Genomic DNA, 15,220 nt, shown 5'->3' on the forward strand with positions numbered 1-15,220 from the left:
CTGCAGCTGGGGCGGGGGCGGGGCCCGGCTGAGCCGCCGGGTCGAACTCATGGTCACCCTGAGGTCCACATAGTGACGGTGAGTTGACCCGTCTCCGCGGCCATGGTGTACTCCCGATCGTGACCGACACCTGTGTGCGCCTGTGGCGGAGGGTCCATATGGACCTCGTCCGCTATGCGGGCTGCGTGTGTCATCCGACCTGCTGAATTCGCACCCCTGCTCCGCTCCGCGCGCCCGCTCTTGGGCCGCGCGTTTCCACGCGAACGCTCATCAGGTCACAAGGACGGTACTCGTGTCGGTATCCCGCACCGCATCCACCCCGGCTCTTTCCGCCCCTGCCTCTTCCTCCCCGGTTTCTTCCTCCGCGGTCTCCGCTCCGACCCAGGCGGAACTGCTCGACTTCGCTCGCCGTTCGGCCGCCGACACCGAGCTGATCGCCTCTCTCCCCCTCGACCCCGAGGGCCGCACCTGGGTCCGTCTCAACGGTCCCGGCGGCAGCGAGGCCTGGCTGATCGGCTGGCCGCCCGGCACCGGGACCGGCTGGCACGACCACGCCGACTCCGTGGGCGCCTTCGTCACCGCCGCCGGTGAGCTGACGGAGAACTCGCTCGCCGCCCGGCTGCCCACCGACGGCTGGAAGACCCTGGAACTCACCGAAGACGTCGACCGCGTACGGCAGTTGCCGATTGGTAAGGGCAGGTCGTTCGGCCGTCACCACGTGCACGAGGTGCTCAACGAGTCCACCGAGCAGCACGCGATCTCCGTCCACGCCTACTACCCGCCCCTGCCCCGGATTCGCCGCTACAGCCGCACGGGGCCGGTACTGCGCCTGGAGCAGGTCGAACGCCCGGAGGACTGGCAGTGAGCACCACCGAGGGCGACCTCACCGCCGAACACTCAGCCGAAGAATCCGTCAAAGCTGCCGTTGAGGCTGCCGTCGAACCTCCCGTCAAACCTCCCGTCGGTATAGACGAGTTGCTGGAGCGTGTCCGTCAGGGGCTCGACCGGGTCGAGCCGAAGGACGCGTACGACGCCGCCCAGGCCGGCGAGGCTCTTCTGGTCGACATCCGCTACGCCGCCCTGCGCGACCGCGACGGCCTCATACCCGGCGCCCTGGTCGTCGAACGCAACGAACTGGAGTGGCGGCTCGACCCCCAGGGCAGCCACCGCGCACCCGAAGCCACGAGCCACGACCTCCGCATCGTGGTCATCTGCAACGAGGGCTACGCCTCCAGCCTCGCCGCCGCGTCCCTGCGGCAACTGGGACTGCACCGGGCAACCGACCTGGCGGGCGGCTTCCAGGCGTGGAGAGCGGCGGGACTGCCGGTGACGTTCTGAGAGCTGGAGTCCCAGGGACCCGGTTTCCGGTGACGAGAGCCGGAGTCCCGCGGACCCGGCTTCCGGTGATGTCCTGAGAGCCGGGCATGAGGAAGCCCTCCGTGAGCTCCCTCTCCTCTCACCGCCGGCCCAGCCGTCCCACCTCCGAGCCCCCGGTCAGAACCCGTCGTCCCCCAACCCCTCCGTGTCCTCCCCCTCTTCCTCCAGTGCCTGGCGGACCACCCGGAGGGCCATACCCTCCGGATATCCCTTGCGGGCGAGCATGCCGGCCAGGCGCCGGAGGCGCTTCTCGCGGTCGAGACCACGCGTGGCGCGCAGCTTGCGGTCGACGAGCTCGCGCGCCGTTGCCTCCTCCTGCTCGGAGTCGAGCTGGGCGACGGCCTCGTCGATGAGCGCCGAGTCCACCCCCTTGGTCCGCAGCTCCCGGGCGAGGGCCCGCCGGGCCAGCCCTCGGCCGTGGTGCCGGGACTCCACCCAGGCGTCCGCGAACGCGCTGTCGTTGATCAGTCCGACCTCCTCGAACCGCGACAGCACCTCGTCCGCCACATCCTCGGGGATCTCCCGTTTACGCAACGCGTCCGCGAGCTGCTTCCGCGTGCGCGGGGTCCCGGTGAGCAGGCGCAGACAGATCGCCCGCGCCTGCTCAGCCGGGTCCCCTTGAGACTCCCCCTTCCCGGCCCTCGACGAGTGAGAGGAGCCTCCGTCCTGCGGGTCACCGGCCGACTCGCCGGTGCCATGTCCGCGGCGCCCACGGCCACGCCTGCCGCGCGGCCCGTCTCCACCGCGAGAACGGTCCCCGCCACGAGAACGATCGCCGCCGCGGGCAGCACCACCGTCCGACCAGCTGTCGTGCCCGTCCGACCGGCCGTCGTGCTCCCCCTCGTCCTCAGGGGTGTTCGGGTGGGTGTACTCCGCCCAGTCCGTTCGCCACGCTTCTGAGTCAGGCACAGTGCTGGTCAGCTCTTGGAGGTCGCGGCCTTGGACTTGGCGGCCTTGGACGCCGGAGCGGGTGCCGCCTTCGCGGCCTCGTCCGCGGCCGTGGCGGAGATCGCCGCGTCCGTGCCCGGCTCAGCGGCGGGCTCCTCCGGCCGGACCCCGACGCCCAGCTTCTCCTTGATCTTCTTCTCGATCTCGTTGGCGAGGTCGGGGTTGTCCTTCAGGAAGTTGCGCGCGTTCTCCTTGCCCTGGCCGAGTTGGTCGCCCTCGTACGTGTACCAGGCGCCTGCCTTGCGGACGAAGCCGTGCTCCACGCCCATGTCGATCAGACCGCCCTCGCGGCTGATGCCCTGGCCGTAGAGGATGTCGAACTCGGCCTGCTTGAAGGGCGGCGCGACCTTGTTCTTGACGACCTTGCAGCGGGTGCGGTTGCCGACCGCCTCCGTGCCGTCCTTCAGGGTCTCGATGCGGCGGATGTCGATGCGCACCGAGGCGTAGAACTTCAGCGCCCGGCCACCGGTCGTGGTCTCCGGGGAGCCGAACATGACGCCGATCTTCTCGCGGAGCTGGTTGATGAAGATCGCGGTGGTCTTGGACTGGTTGAGCGCGCTGGTGATCTTCCGCAGGGCCTGGCTCATCAGACGGGCCTGCAGACCCACGTGCGAGTCGCCCATCTCGCCCTCGATCTCCGCGCGGGGAACGAGAGCGGCGACGGAGTCGATGACGATCAGGTCGAGGGCTCCGGAGCGGACCAGCATGTCCACGATCTCCAGAGCCTGCTCACCGTTGTCCGGCTGGGACAGGATCAGGTTGTCGATGTCGACTCCGAGCTTCTTCGCGTACTCGGGGTCGAGGGCGTGCTCCGCGTCCACGAAGGCGACCTGGCCGCCGGCCTTCTGCGCGTTCGCCACCGCGTGCAGGGTCAGGGTCGTCTTACCGGAGGACTCCGGGCCATAGATCTCCACGACACGGCCGCGCGGCAGACCGCCCACGCCGAGGGCCACATCGAGGGCGGTCGACCCGGTCGAGATGACCTCGATGGGCTCCATCGACCGCTCGCCCATGCGCATGACCGCGCCCTTGCCGAATTGCCGTTCAATCTGTGCGAGCGCGGCGTCGAGCGCCTTCTCGCGGTCGGTTCCTGCCATGGGTTCCACCCGGTTTGCTTGATTCGATCGCTTCACGTCAAAGACGCTAACGCCTGCCACTGACAATGCGCCCCGACGCCCGTCCCGCCTGTGGATAACTCGGGCACATCTCCGCGAAAACCCTGTCGAAGTCCCCGCAGAGAGTCCCGCCAGAGCCCCCATAAGAATGGATGTTCGATTTTCGTGTCAAGCGCACCCGCAAGACGGCCGGCACCGGCCCGGCGGCCGGCCCGACGGCCGGCCCGACGGGCCCGCGTCAGGAAGCCCCGTTCTCCGGCTCCGCTTCCAACTCCCGCTCCCGCTTCGGTTCGAGCAGTCGGCGCACGCGGGCGAGGATGTTCCCCGGAGTCCGCTTGTGGTGGCCGTGCACCCGGGGGTCGTCCGTGACGTCGTACCGCCTCACGTACGCCCCGAGGAAGGCCTGCAGCGTGGCGACCGCAGGGATGGCGATCAGCGCGCCGACCGCGCCGAGGAGCGCGGTGCCCGCGATGACCGACCCGAAGGCGACCGCCGGGTGGACGTCCACGGTCTTGGCGGTCAGCTTGGGCTGCAGCACGTAGTTCTCGAACTGCTGGTAGATCACGACGAAGACCAGCACCCACAGCGCGTACCACGGGTTGACCGTGAAGGCGATCAGCATCGGCAGGGCACCCGCGAGGTAGGTGCCGATTGTGGGGATGAACTGGGAGACCAGGCCGACCCAGACGGCGAGCACGGGGGCGTAGTTCACCCCGAGGTACTCCAGCAGGATGTAGTGGGCTATCCCGGAGATCAGCGCCATCAGGCCGCGCGAGTACAGATAGCCACCGGTCTTGTCGACGGCGATCTCCCACGCGCGCAGCACCTCGGCCTGCCTCGCGGGCGGCAGCACGGAGCACAGGGCGCGCCGCAGCCGGGGCCCGTCGGCGGCGAAGTAGAACGAGAACAACGCGATCGTCAGCAGCCGGAAGAGACCGCCGAGGACCTGCGTGGAGACGTCCAGGACTCCGGTGGCGCTGTTCTGCACGTACCTCTGCAGCCAGTCGGAGCGGAGCAGGCCCTCCTGGATGTCCACCCGCTTCAGCTCGGTGTGGAACGTCGTGTTGATCCAGCTGATGACGGAATCGAGGTACTCGGGGAAGCCCTCGATCATCCGGATGATCTGGCCCGCGAGCATCGAGCCGAGCAGCGTGACGAATCCGGCGGCCACGATCAGCACGCCGAAGAAGACGAGGAAGGTGGCGAAGCCCCTGCGTAGGCCCTTCGAGGCCATCCAGCTGACCGCGGGCTCGATGGCGAGCGCGAGGAAGAACGCGATGAGGATGTTGAGCAACAGCCCGATGAGCTGGTGGAACGCCCAGTTGCCCAGTTGGAACACCGCGACGAGCGAGAGCGCCAGCACCATGGCGCGCGGCAGCCAGCGGGGCATGCGCGCCTGCCCCGCGTCGTCACCGGACGGGGGCCGCGCGGGCGGCGTGGTGCCGAGCGGGGGTGCCTGTTGGTCGACCTGTGCGGTCTCGTCTGTGGGAGCCACGGACCCAAGTCTCACCCACGCCGACGACAATCTGTCCCCGCCCCCGCATCTTCGCACCCGCGACCGGCGTCCGACCCGATGCTTTTGGGCAGGTCAGCGCCGTTCATCCGGAACATCCATGGTCGCGCACACCGCACGCCACACGTCCTTGGCCTCCCAGCCGGCGTCGAGCGCCTCGTGCACGGTCCGTCCGCCGAGTTCGGACATCACGTGGTCACGCGCGAACGTGTCGGCGTATCCCGCGCCGAAGTGATCCGCCATCCGCTGCCAGAAGACCGTCAACCGCATGACTCCAGTATCCCGCCCCAGGGGGGCGGGCCGAGCCGGGACGGCCTGCTGAGACCGCTTTCCGCCCTACGGTCTGACGCATGGCCGCATCAGGAGCACCCCCACTCTCCCCGACGCCCCCGGCGCACTCCCCACGTGCCCGCGCCGAGCAGTTCGTCTGGCTCACCGCGCGCGTGCTGGAGCAGCGCCGTTTCGCGTACCACTTCCTCGGCGGGAGCGCCGACGCGGTGGAGACCGCGCTGACCGCCTACCGCAACGAGGACGAGGGCTACGGCCATGCGCTCGAACCCGATCTGCGCGGGCCGGTGAGCCAGCCGCTGCACACCGGGCATGCGCTGCGCGTTCTGGACACGATCGGGCGCTGCGGCGGACAGCGGGCGGAACGCGTATGCCGCTATCTGACGTCCGTGTCGACCCGGGACGGTGCCCTCCCGGCGATCCATCCCAGCCAGCGAGGCTATCCGGCGGCCCCTTTCATCACCGTCGTGGACAACCCGCCGGGCGACCTCCTCGCCACCGCCCCCGTGGTGGGCCTGCTGCACCGCAACGAGGTGTGGCACGCGTGGCTCTTCCGGGCCACCGACTTCTGCTGGCAGGCGGTCCAGTCCTTGGAGAAGTCACATCCGTACGAGATCGAGGCGGCCGTGGCCTTCCTGGACTCGGTGCCCGACCGCTCCCGCGCGCAGGCGGCCGCCGACCGGCTCGGCCGCCTGGTCCGCGAACACCGCCTAGCCGTGCTGGACCCGGACCGCCGGGGGACGTACCCGGTGTCGCCCGGATACGCGCCGGGCGAGCACCATTTCCCTCACGACTTCGCGCGCACCCCGGACTCCCTCGCGCGCGCGTGGTTCACCGACAAGGAGATGACCCGCTCGCTGGACTTCCTGGTGAGCGAGCAGCAGGAGGACGGCGGCTGGCCGATCCTCCCCCACTGCTCAACGCGTGGGCGGTACCCCCAGCGCCAGTGGGCACCCGGAACCGCCCTGGAGAGCCGCCCGATCGTCACGATCGAGGCCTTGCGCACACTTGGCGCGTACGGGCGACTGTGACGCACCGGAGGACTTCACGGCCCGCACGCGTACGCGTGCGGGCCGGTTCGTACCTCACCCCGCCATCGCCCTCACTCCAGCCGTCACCACGACGGCGGCGCCCACGACGATCAGGAAGGGGGCGCGCATCACCAGCATGAGCGCCGCCGCCGCGAGCCCCGCCGCCTTCGCGTCCAGCACGAGGGCCTGCCCGTCGGCGAAGGTCTGCTGGGCCGTGAGAGCCGCGAGGAGAGCCACGGGCAGCAAGGCGGCCAGTCGCCTCACGAGCGGCCGCTCCAGCACACCGTCGGGGACGAGCAGGCCGACGAGCTTGACGGCATAACAGCCGACCGCCGTCACACCGATCGCGATCCAGATGTTCAACGTTCCGTCCCCCGCAGGTCGCCGTCGGCCGTCGCCCCGCGACGCCCCCGCACCCACAGCACGACCGGAACGGCCAGGGCGGCCACGAGCACTGGCAGCCCGGCAGGCAGCACGGGCAGCAGACCAAGCCCCAGCACCACCGCGAGCCCCGCCACGACCCGCTCGGTGACGCTCTTCAGCATCGGCGCGAGCAACGCCAGGAAGACGGCGGGCCCGGCCGCGTCCAGCCCCCATGCCTCCGTGTCCCCGATGGCCTCGGCACCGACCGCGCCGAGCAGCGTCGTGAGGTTCCACAGCACGTACAGGCTCAGCCCTGTGACGGCGAAACCGATCCGTACGGCACGCCTCGATGGCTGGGCGAGCGCTACCGCGGCGGTCTCGTCGATGACCCACTGGGCCGCGAAGGGCCGCACCGCGCGCGGGAGTGCAAGCAGCTGCGAAAGCCGCAGCCCGTAGAAGGCGTTGCGCACGCCCAGAAAGAAGGCCCCCGCGGCCGCCGCGAACGGATTGCCCCCGGCCGCGAGCGCCCCCACGAGCGCGAACTGGGAAGCCCCGGTGAACACCAGGAGGCTGAGCGCACAGGTCTGCACCAGCGTGAGCCCGGTGCCGGCCGAGGTCACCCCGAAGGCGAACCCGGACAGCCCGACGGCCACCCCGACGCCGAGTGCGTCCCTGACGACGGCCGCGTCCGGCTTTCCTCCGCTGTCACCACGTATGTCTGCGAGAGCTGTTTGTTCTGACACATCCCGGACGGTAGGAGAACCGGCCCTCACAGGTCTTGTACGTTCTTGCGCTCCCTCTGGTACGCCCCCGGCGGCACCCCCACGATCCGGCTGAAGTGCCGGTTGAGGTGCGGCTGATCGGTGAAGCCCACGGCGACGGCGGCCTCCGCGGGAGCGACTCCTGCGTCCAGGAGCCGACGCGCATGCCGTACCCGCGCATCGGTCAGCCACGTGTGAGGCGGCATCCCGTAAACCTCGCGAAACGCCCGTAGCAGCGCGAACGGACTCGCCCCCAGGGCAGCGGCGAGCCGCTCCAGCGTCGGGGGATCGGCCATCCGCTCCTGGAGCACGGCACGCGCGCGTGCGGCCGTACGGGCTCCCGCGGTGCGCACGGCACGCTGGGGCAACGGCCCGCCGTTGAGGCGCAGCAACCGGGTCACGACGACCCTCAGCAGAGTGTCGGCGGCGAGCGCGTTCCCCTCGTCCGCGGCCCGCAGCACCTCGTGCACCAGCCCGGCGGCATACGGATCGTCGAGCACCGGGCTGCTGAAGCCGGGCGTCCCTCGGATCGCGGTGGTCTCGGCGGCGATCTCCGCCACGAGTTGCGGCGAGGGATAGACCGCGCCGTACCGCCATCCCTCGGGCCCACCCGCACGCCCCGTGTGCGGCGTCTCGGGATTGACCAGCGCCAGCGCGCCCGGCCCCGCGTACTGATCGGCCCCACCGTGGTGAAAGACCTCGACCCCGTCGCTGATCGCCGCGATCACGAAGTTCTCGTGCGTGTGCCGCACGAATCGCTTCTCGACATACCGGGCCCTCAGCAGGTCAACGCCGGGCAGCTCGCCGTATCGCCAGTGCCGTGCCCGCTCAGAACCTGCCATGCACCTGATTCTGCCGCCGGGTCGCGTGGCGCGGCACCGCACCCCACAACCGCAGACGCCCAAGAACCGGAGGCGCCCAAGCCACCACATCGGGAAGCCGAACTGCCACGGCCCACCCGTCGTCGGCCGAATCCTCACTGGTCAGCGCCGCTGTCAGTGCCCGGGTGCACCATGGTCACATGGTCCGTTCCGCGCTCGACGCCTTCTCCCCCGCGACCCGCGGCTGGTTCACGGGGGCCTTTCCCGCCCCCACCGCAGCCCAGTCCGGAGCCTGGCAGGCGATCGCCGAGGGCTCGGACGTCCTGGTCGTCGCCCCCACCGGCTCCGGCAAGACCCTCGCCGCCTTCCTCGCCGCCCTCGACCAGCTGGCCTCCACCCCACCCCCCGCCGACCCGAAGAAGCGCTGCCGCGTCCTCTACGTCTCCCCCCTCAAGGCCCTCGCCGTCGACGTGGAGCGCAACCTCCGCAGCCCGCTGACCGGCATCCGCCATGAGGCCGTCCGTCTGGGCCTGCCGGAGCCGGAGGTCAAGGTCGGCATCCGCTCCGGCGACACCCCCGCCGCCGAGCGCCGCGCCCTGTCCACCCGCCCCCCGGACATCCTGATCACCACCCCGGAGTCACTGTTCCTGATGCTCACCTCGGCCACGCGCGACGCGCTGACCGGCATCGAGACAGTGATCCTCGACGAGGTGCACGCGGTGGCGGGCACCAAGAGAGGCGCGCACCTGGCGCTCTCTCTGGAGCGCCTGGACGACCTCCTGCCGAAGCCGGCCCGTCGCATCGGCCTCTCCGCGACGGTCCGGCCGGTCGACGAGGTCGCCCGCTACCTCTCCCCTCACCGCAAGGTGGAGATCGTCCAGCCGAAGTCCGGCAAGGAGTTCGACCTGTCCGTGGTCGTCCCAGTCGAAGACCTGGGCGAGCTGGGCGGCTCCCCGGTCGCCGACGGCTCCGAGGGCGCCGAGCGCCCCTCGATCTGGCCGCACGTCGAGGAGCGGATCACCGACCTCGTCCAGTCCCACCGCTCGACGATCGTGTTCGCCAACTCCCGCCGCCTCGCGGAGCGGCTCTGCAACCGGCTGAACGAAATCGCCTACGAGCGCGCGACAGGCGAGCCCCTCGACGAGCACCACGCCCCCGCCGAGCTCATGGGCGGCTCGGGCGCGGCCCAGGGCGCTCCCCCGGTCATCGCCCGCGCCCACCACGGCTCGGTCTCCAAGGAACAGCGCGCCCTGGTCGAGGAGGACCTCAAGGCGGGGCGCCTCCCGGCTGTCGTCGCCACCTCCAGCCTGGAGCTCGGCATCGACATGGGGGCGGTGGACCTCGTCGTCCAGGTGGAGTCACCGCCCTCCGTGGCCTCCGGCCTGCAGCGCGTCGGTCGCGCGGGCCACCAGGTGGGCGCGGTCTCCCGGGGCGTGGTCTTCCCCAAGTACCGCGGCGACCTCGTACAGTCCGCCGTCGTCACCGAGCGGATGCGCACCGGCTCCATCGAGTCCCTGAAGATCCCCGCCAACCCCCTGGACGTACTGGCGCAGCAGCTCGTCGCGATGACCGCGCTGGACACCTGGCAGGTGGACGACCTGCTGGCCACGGTCCGCCGCGCGGCTCCCTTCGCCTCGCTCCCGGAGTCGGCGTTCACCGCCGTGCTCGACATGCTCGCGGGCCGCTATCCGTCCGACGCCTTCGCCGAGCTGCGCCCGCGCTTGGTGTGGGACCGCATCGCCGGCACGGTCACCGGCCGGCCGGGCGCACAGCGCCTGGCCGTCACTTCCGGGGGCACGATCCCGGACCGCGGCCTCTTCGGGGTGTTCCTCGCGGGCGCCGACCCGAAGAAGGGCGGCGGCCGCGTCGGCGAGCTCGACGAGGAGATGGTGTACGAGTCCCGCGTCGGCGACGTCTTCACGCTGGGCACCAGCTCCTGGCGCATCGAGGACATCACGCGCGACCGCGTCCTGGTCTCCCCCGCCCCCGGGGTCCCCGGACGGCTCCCCTTCTGGAAGGGCGACCAGCTCGGCCGGCCGCTGGAGCTGGGGCGCGCGGTGGGCGCGTTCCTGCGCGAGGTCGGCTCCCTGCCCCAGGACGACGCCCGTCTGCGCCTGCTCGCCGCAGGCCTGGACGCCTGGGCCGCGGACAACGTCCTGTCGTACCTCGCGGAGCAGCGCGAGGCCTGCGGTCACGTCCCCGACGACCGCACGATCGTCGTCGAGCGCTTCCGTGACGAGCTGGGCGACTGGCGGGTCGTCGTGCACTCCCCGTTCGGCGCCCAGGTCCACGCCCCCTGGGCCCTCGCCCTGGGCGCCCGCCTGTCCGAGCGGTACGGCATGGACGCCCAGGTGATGCACGCCGACGACGGCATCGTGCTGCGTCTCCCGGACGCCGACCTGATGGGCCTGGACCTGCTCGACCAGGAGCCCAGGAAAGCCGGCACGGAATACGACGCGGAACAGGCCCCCGTGGGCGCCGCAGACGTCGCCTTCGACAAGGGCGAGGTCGACCAGATCGTCACCGACCAGGTGGGCGGCTCGGCGCTGTTCGCGTCCCGCTTCCGCGAGTGCGCCGCCCGCGCGCTGCTGCTGCCCCGCCGCAACCCGGGCAGGCGCACCCCGCTGTGGCAGCAGCGTCAGCGGGCGGCCCAGCTACTGGAGGTGGCGAGCGAGTTCGGCTCGTTCCCGATCGTGCTGGAGGCGGTCCGAGAATGCCTCCAGGACGTCTTCGACGTTCCCGGCCTCGCCGAGCTGATGGGCGACATCGAGTCCCGCAGGGTGCGGCTCGTCGAGGTCACCACACCGGAGCCCTCACCCTTCGCCCGCTCCCTCCTGTTCGGGTATGTCGCCCAGTTCCTGTACGAGGGCGACTCCCCGCTCGCCGAGCGCCGCGCCGCCGCCCTGTCGCTGGACTCGCGGCTGCTGGCGGAGCTGCTGGGCCAGGCGGAGCTGCGGGAGCTCCTGGACGCCGAGGTCCTGACCGAGCTGGAGCGGGAGCTCCAGTGGCTCACGGAGGACCGGCGCCTGAAGGACCCCGAGGGCGTCGCGGACGTACTGCGGCTGCTGGGCCCGCTCACGGACGCCGAGCTGGTGGAGCGCGGCGCCGAGCCGCAGTGGGCCCGGGAGCTGGCCGGGGCCCGCCGCGTCATCCGGGTCCGCGTCGCCGGCGCCGACCACTGGGCGGGCATCGAGGACGCGGGCCGGCTGCGGGACGCACTGGGCACGGCGCTGCCGGTCGGCGTCCCGGAGGCGTTCACCGAACCGGTCAAGGACCCGCTCGGCGACCTCCTCGCCCGCTACGCGCGCACTCACGGCCCGTTCACATCCGCCACGGCGGCGGCCCGCTTCGGTCTCGGGGTGGCCGTCACGGAGGGCGCGCTGCAACGGCTGGCCGCGGGCGGCCGCATCGTTCAGGGAGAGTTCCATCCGGCGGGCATCGGCCAGGAGTGGTGCGACGCGGCCGTGCTGCGCCGCCTGCGCCGCCGCTCCCTCGCCGCGCTGCGGCACGAACTGGAGCCGGTGCCGCCCGCCGCGCTCGCTCAGTTCCTGCCGCAGTGGCAGCACGTGGGCAACGGGCACGGTCTACGGGGCATCGACGGACTGGTGCGCGCCGTCGAACAGCTCCAGGGCGCCTCGGTTCCCGCGTCGGCCCTGGAGAAGCTGGTCCTGCCGTCCCGGGTCGGGGGCTACACCCCCTCGATGCTCGACGAGCTCACGGCGTCCGGGGAGATCGTGTGGGCGGGCGCGGGTGCCCTCCCCGGCAAGGACGGCTGGATCTCCCTCTACGTGGCGGACGCCGCGCCACTCCTCCTCCCGTCTCCGCACCCCCTGGAGCTGACCGCGCTCCACCAGTCGATCCTGGACACCCTCTCCGGGGGCTACGGCCTGTTCTTCCGCCAGATCGCCGACCAGGTCCGCGCCACCAACCACCCCGACGCCACCGATCCCCAACTGGCCGACGCCGTCTGGGACCTGGCCTGGTCCGGCCGGCTCACGAACGACACGCTGGCCCCGATGCGCTCTCTCCTGGGCTCGGGCCGCACCGCCGGCTCCACGGCCCACCGCGCCAGGCGCACGATCCCGCGCGGCCGGTACGGCTCACTGACGGCGGCCGCGCGCCCCCAGTCCCGTACCGGACCTCCCACGGTCGCGGGCCGCTGGTCACTGCTCCCCGCCCATGAGCCCGACGCCACCGTGCGCGCCCACGCGCTCGCCCGCACCCTCCTCGACCGGCACGGCGTGGTGACCCGGGGCGCCGTGGCCGCCGAGGGGGTTGAGGGCGGCTTCTCGGCGACGTACCGGGTGCTGTCCGCGTTCGAGGAGAGCGGGCAGGCCCGGCGGGGGTACGTGGTGGAGGGGCTCGGCGCGGCCCAGTTCGCGATGGACGGCGCGGTGGACCGCCTGCGCGCGACGGCGAACGCCAGGGACCGGAGCGAGTCCCTGCCCGAGCCCGCCGGTTTCAGCCCACCCGACTTCCCCTCGGGCCGTGATGACTGGGCCGACTTCCCCGGAGGCCGCGCTGCCGGGACCGACTTCCCCGCGGACGCTGAGGGCGCTGCCGACTTCCCCGACAGCTACGGCTACGGCCACTCTCCGGCTCCCCACCGTGCCGGCAGCCGTACGCGCCGCGACGGCGCCACCCGATCCGTGGTCCTGGCCGCCGCCGACCCCGCGAACGCGTACGGCGCCGCCCTGCCCTGGCCCGAGCCCCCCACCGGTGCCGGCCACAAGCCGGGCCGCAAGGCGGGCTCGCTGGTCGTGCTGGTCGACGGCGAGCTGACCCTGTACATGGAGCGCGGCGGCAAGACACTGCTCGCCTGGCCCTCCGACCCGGACGGCACGGTCACCGGGGACCCACGGCTCCTGGCCGCCGCCGAGGCCCTCTCCGCGTCCGCCCGCGCGGGCTCCCTGGGCACGGTCACGGTGGAGCGCGTCAACGGCGCCTCGGCCCTCACCTCCCCCTTCGGCACCCTCCTGGAAGGAGCGGGCTTCATAGCGACCCCGCGAGGGCTGCGGCTCCGCGCCTGAGCCGGGCCAGGCGCCCCAAGGGGACCCACAGCACCATCCACCGACGTGCCACCCTGGACCCATGCCCGAAGGAGACACCGTCTGGCAGGCCGCGAGACGGCTGCACAACGCCCTCGCGGGCAATGTGCTGACCCGCTTCGACCTCCGGATGCCGAGGTACGCGACCGCCGACCTCACCGGCCGTACCGTCCTGGACGTCACCCCGCGCGGAAAGCACCTCCTCACCCGCATCGAGGGCGGCCTGACCCTGCACTCGCATCTGCGGATGGACGGCTCGTGGAAGGTGTACGAGAACGGGCGGCGCTGGACGGGCGGCCCCGCGCACCAGATACGGGCCGTCCTCGGTACCGCCGACCGCTCGGCCGTCGGCTATCGCCTCCCCGTACTGGAACTGCTCCGCACCTCGGAGGAGCACCGAGCCGTCGGCCACCTCGGCCCCGACCTCCTCGGCCCGGACTGGGACCCCGACCGGGCGCTCGCCAACCTCCTGGGCGACCCGGCCCGCCCCCTCGGTGAGGCCCTCCTCGACCAGCGCAATCTCGCGGGTATCGGCAATGTGTACAAGAGCGAGCTCTGCTTCCTGCTCGGTGCCACACCGTGGCTCCCCCTCGGCGAGCTCCCCGAGAACCGCGCGGCCCAGCTCCCCGCCCTCGCCAAGCGGCTCCTGGAGGTCAACCGCGACCGCCCGGTCCGCATCACCACGGGCCGCCGCGACCAGAGCCACTTCGTGTACGGCCGGGCACCCCGCCCCTGTCTGCGCTGCCGTACCCCCATCCGCTCGGCGAACCAGGGCGACGGCTCCCGAGAGCGCCCCACCTACTGGTGCCCGACCTGCCAGAGGGGCCCGGCCCCAACTGGCAACCGACAAGACAATTGACGGACCGTCAGACACTTTCGTACGGTCCCTTCATGCCTGTCACGGCGTACGACCTCACCGGACGCACCGCATTCGTCACCGGCGCCGCCAGCGGTATCGGGCGCGCCTCGGCCGTCCTGCTCGCGGAGGCGGGCGCGACCGTGCACTGCGCGGACCTCGACGCCCCGGGGCTGCACGAGACCGCGACCCGCATCAAGGGCAGCGGCGGCACCGCGCACACCCATCACCTCGACGTCACCGACCGGGAACAACTCCGCCGGGCAGTCGCCGACTGTGAACGGCTCGACGTCATGGCCGCGATCGCCGGGATCATGCACAGCAGCCCGGTCCTGGAAACCCGCGACGAGGACCTCGACCGGGTGTGGGGCGTCAACTTCAAGGGCGTGCTGTACGCCTGCCAGGAAGCCGCCCGCCTGATGATCGCCGACGGGACCCGGGGCAGCATCGTCACCATGGCCTCGGGCGCCGTCGACACCGGCGGCCCCGGCCTGCTCTGTTACGGCGTGGCGAAGGCGGCGGTCGTCCAGCTGACGAAGACCCTGGCGACCGAGGTCGGCCCACACGGCATCCGCGTCAACGCGGTGGCGCCGGGCTGGATCCGGACGCCCATGACGGACCGCCACGATGACGCTGCACAGTCACGCACCGAAGCCTTCATGGCACGGCTCTCACCTCTGGACCGGATCGGCGAGCCGGACGAGATCGCCCACGCCGTACTGCACCTGGCCTCCGACGCGTCGTCGTTCACGACAGGCCAGATCCTCCGCCCGAACGGCGGGGTGGCGATGCCTTGGTGACGGCTGCGGCTGACACGACACACGTGACAGCTGCGACTGACCGACACACGTGACGGCTGCAGCCGACGGGACACAGGGCTGGGGCCGACGGAACAGGCGACGGCTGGGGCGGACGCACATGGTGCCGGTTCCTCGGCATGGGCCGCATCGGCCTCAGACCGATCGCGGGCCACCCGGGCACCAGGTCACCGCTGCTCCGCCCCAACCGCCTCCTTCCCCCTCCCCCTCGGGCCGCGCGGCCCTCTCGGCGCTCTCGGCCCTCTCTGCGCCCTCGCCCCCTTGGGCACACAGTGCACCGG

The 15,220-nt window shown here is 71.8% G+C and carries 14 protein-coding genes; 7 read left to right on the forward strand and 7 right to left on the reverse strand.

Annotation, left to right across the window (positions count from 1 at the left end; translation table 11 throughout):
- Positions 1-134: 134 nt before the first annotated feature.
- The 3 genes from FPZ41_RS50015 (at position 135) to FPZ41_RS37205 (ending at position 1,338) form a co-directional block, all read left to right on the forward strand.
- A complete protein-coding gene (locus FPZ41_RS50015) occupies positions 135-206 on the forward strand; it encodes a putative leader peptide (RefSeq protein WP_322621211.1) in 72 nt (23 codons plus the stop codon).
- 86 nt (positions 207-292) lie between these two features.
- Complete coding sequence (locus tag FPZ41_RS37200) at positions 293-865, forward strand: cupin domain-containing protein (protein ID WP_322621207.1); 573 nt, start codon at positions 293-295, stop codon at positions 863-865.
- 101 nt (positions 866-966) lie between these two features.
- The gene (locus FPZ41_RS37205; protein WP_322621212.1) at positions 967-1,338 is read left to right on the forward strand and encodes a rhodanese-like domain-containing protein; all 372 of its coding nucleotides are present in this window, start codon (positions 967-969) and stop codon (positions 1,336-1,338) included.
- A gap of 156 nt (positions 1,339-1,494) precedes the next feature.
- Here FPZ41_RS37205 and recX read toward each other — a convergent pair whose 3' ends face one another.
- From recX to FPZ41_RS37225, 4 genes are all read right to left on the reverse strand, one after another.
- Positions 1,495-2,286: a recombination regulator RecX gene (gene recX, locus FPZ41_RS37210; protein ID WP_322621208.1), complete on the reverse strand. Its 792-nt coding sequence runs from the start codon at positions 2,284-2,286 to the stop codon at positions 1,495-1,497.
- Positions 2,287-2,294: 8 nt separating this feature from the next.
- The gene (recA, locus tag FPZ41_RS37215; protein ID WP_152868052.1) at positions 2,295-3,422 is read right to left on the reverse strand and encodes a recombinase RecA; all 1,128 of its coding nucleotides are present in this window, start codon (positions 3,420-3,422) and stop codon (positions 2,295-2,297) included.
- 256 nt (positions 3,423-3,678) lie between these two features.
- A complete protein-coding gene (locus FPZ41_RS37220) occupies positions 3,679-4,935 on the reverse strand; it encodes an AI-2E family transporter (RefSeq protein ID WP_322621209.1) in 1,257 nt (418 codons plus the stop codon).
- 93 nt (positions 4,936-5,028) lie between these two features.
- Positions 5,029-5,223, reverse strand: coding sequence for a DUF3046 domain-containing protein (locus tag FPZ41_RS37225; protein ID WP_152868055.1), 195 nt, complete (start codon positions 5,221-5,223; stop codon positions 5,029-5,031).
- Between the two features lie 80 nt (positions 5,224-5,303).
- Between FPZ41_RS37225 and FPZ41_RS37230 the strand changes: the two genes are divergently transcribed.
- Complete coding sequence (locus FPZ41_RS37230; RefSeq protein ID WP_152868057.1) at positions 5,304-6,272, forward strand: hypothetical protein; 969 nt, start codon at positions 5,304-5,306, stop codon at positions 6,270-6,272.
- A 54-nt stretch (positions 6,273-6,326) separates the two neighbouring features.
- Here the strand turns inward: FPZ41_RS37230 and FPZ41_RS37235 are convergent, their stop codons facing one another.
- Genes FPZ41_RS37235 through FPZ41_RS37245 form a run of 3 tightly spaced genes read right to left on the reverse strand, consistent with a single transcriptional unit; the run spans position 6,327 to position 8,238 of the window.
- A complete protein-coding gene (locus FPZ41_RS37235) occupies positions 6,327-6,635 on the reverse strand; it encodes an AzlD domain-containing protein (protein WP_152868059.1) in 309 nt (102 codons plus the stop codon).
- Positions 6,632-7,378, reverse strand: coding sequence for an AzlC family ABC transporter permease (locus FPZ41_RS37240; RefSeq protein WP_322621210.1), 747 nt, complete (start codon positions 7,376-7,378; stop codon positions 6,632-6,634). The genes FPZ41_RS37235 and FPZ41_RS37240 overlap by 4 nt, the downstream gene beginning before the upstream one ends.
- A gap of 26 nt (positions 7,379-7,404) precedes the next feature.
- Positions 7,405-8,238 carry an AraC family transcriptional regulator gene (locus tag FPZ41_RS37245; RefSeq protein WP_152868061.1) on the reverse strand — a complete coding sequence of 278 codons (834 nt, stop codon included), beginning with the start codon at positions 8,236-8,238 and terminating at the stop codon, positions 7,405-7,407.
- Between the two features lie 179 nt (positions 8,239-8,417).
- Here FPZ41_RS37245 and FPZ41_RS37250 point away from each other — a divergent pair, with 179 nt between their 5' ends.
- The 3 genes from FPZ41_RS37250 (at position 8,418) to FPZ41_RS37260 (ending at position 14,921) form a co-directional block, all read left to right on the forward strand.
- Complete coding sequence (locus tag FPZ41_RS37250) at positions 8,418-13,247, forward strand: ATP-dependent helicase (RefSeq protein ID WP_152868063.1); 4,830 nt, start codon at positions 8,418-8,420, stop codon at positions 13,245-13,247.
- Positions 13,248-13,308: 61 nt separating this feature from the next.
- Entirely contained in the window at positions 13,309-14,124 is an 816-nt protein-coding gene (locus FPZ41_RS37255) for a DNA-formamidopyrimidine glycosylase family protein (RefSeq protein ID WP_152868065.1), read from the forward strand.
- 32 nt (positions 14,125-14,156) lie between these two features.
- Positions 14,157-14,921, forward strand: coding sequence for an SDR family NAD(P)-dependent oxidoreductase (locus tag FPZ41_RS37260; RefSeq protein ID WP_152868067.1), 765 nt, complete (start codon positions 14,157-14,159; stop codon positions 14,919-14,921).
- The last annotated feature ends 299 nt before the right edge of the window (positions 14,922-15,220 follow it).

Origin of the sequence: Streptomyces acidicola (assembly GCF_009377235.1) — a bacterium.
Taxonomy (GTDB): domain Bacteria; phylum Actinomycetota; class Actinomycetes; order Streptomycetales; family Streptomycetaceae; genus Streptomyces; species Streptomyces acidicola.